General features: G+C 69.6%; 2 protein-coding genes. One reads left to right on the forward strand and one right to left on the reverse strand.

Translation table 11 applies throughout. From position 1 onward, the window contains the following. Positions 1-785 (reverse strand): nicotinate-nucleotide--dimethylbenzimidazole phosphoribosyltransferase (locus H8A92_RS40500; protein WP_229200810.1); only part of this gene is annotated, 785 nt, incomplete at its 3' end. A 53-nt stretch (positions 786-838) separates the two neighbouring features. Here H8A92_RS40500 and H8A92_RS40505 point away from each other — a divergent pair. After that, positions 839-1,028 (forward strand): adenosylcobinamide-GDP ribazoletransferase (locus H8A92_RS40505; RefSeq protein ID WP_229200811.1); only part of this gene is annotated, 190 nt, incomplete at its 3' end.

Here is a 1,028-nt window from a genome sequence, read left to right on the forward strand (position 1 = left end):
GCCAGCGGCAGCACGGCCGACGTCGCCACGAAGCCGTCGAGCAGCACCGGGATCGATCTGGCACGCGCTGCCAGCACGGCGCCCGCGATGGCGGCGAGCTCGCGGCCACCGAGCGCGACTGCGACAGCCAGGGGATCGTCGAGCAGGTTGCGATGGATTTTGAGGGCCGTATCGATCGTGGTGCGCTTGCGCAGCAGGCCGGCATCGTCGACGCCGGTGCCGCGGCCGGCCCAGCGCGCGCCGCGCCCGCCCATCAAGGCCGCACACAGCGTCGCCGCCACCGTGGTGTTGGCGATGCCCATCTCGCCGACGACGAGCAAATCGCACTGCTCGGGCACCGTGCGCCAGCCGATATCGAACGCGACCAGGAAATCGGCGCCATCCATCGCAGGCGCCATCGTGAAATCGCGGGTCGGACGCGCCAGCTCGAGCGGCTCGACGCGCAGCTCGGCGCCGGCAAGCTTTGCGATCTGGTTGATCGCAGCACCCCCCGCGGCGAAATTCGCCACCATCTGCGCGGTGACTTCGGCCGGAAAGGCGGAGACGCCGCGCTCGGCGATGCCGTGATTGCCGGCGAACACCGCGATCGTGACCTGGTCGAGCCGGGGGATCTCGCGCCGCTGCCAGCGCGCCAGCCAGATCGCAACCTCCTCCAGCCGGCCGAGGCTGCCCGGCGGCTTGGTCAGGTTCTGCTGGCGAACCGTCGCGGCCGCGGCACTGGCCTCGTCGCCCTGGGGCAGGTCGCGACAAAAGCTGCGGATGTCGTCTAGAGTACTGAACTGCATACGATTCCCTCGTCGAGCGGGGCGCAAACTAGTTCAATTTTCAGGCCTTCACCATGAATCAATGGCTCGACGATCTCAGGACCGCGACCGCCTTTCTGACCCGCCTGCCGATGCCGCATCCGGACGGAGCGCGGCCGGAGAGCTTTGCGCGGGCACAGCGGCTGTTCCCGCTGGTCGGCGCCGCCATCGGCGCGGCGATCGGCCTGTTCTGCCTGCTGCTGCGGACGATCGGCGTGCCGGACC

The organism is Bradyrhizobium acaciae (assembly GCF_020889785.1).
Classification (GTDB): domain Bacteria; phylum Pseudomonadota; class Alphaproteobacteria; order Rhizobiales; family Xanthobacteraceae; genus Bradyrhizobium; species Bradyrhizobium acaciae.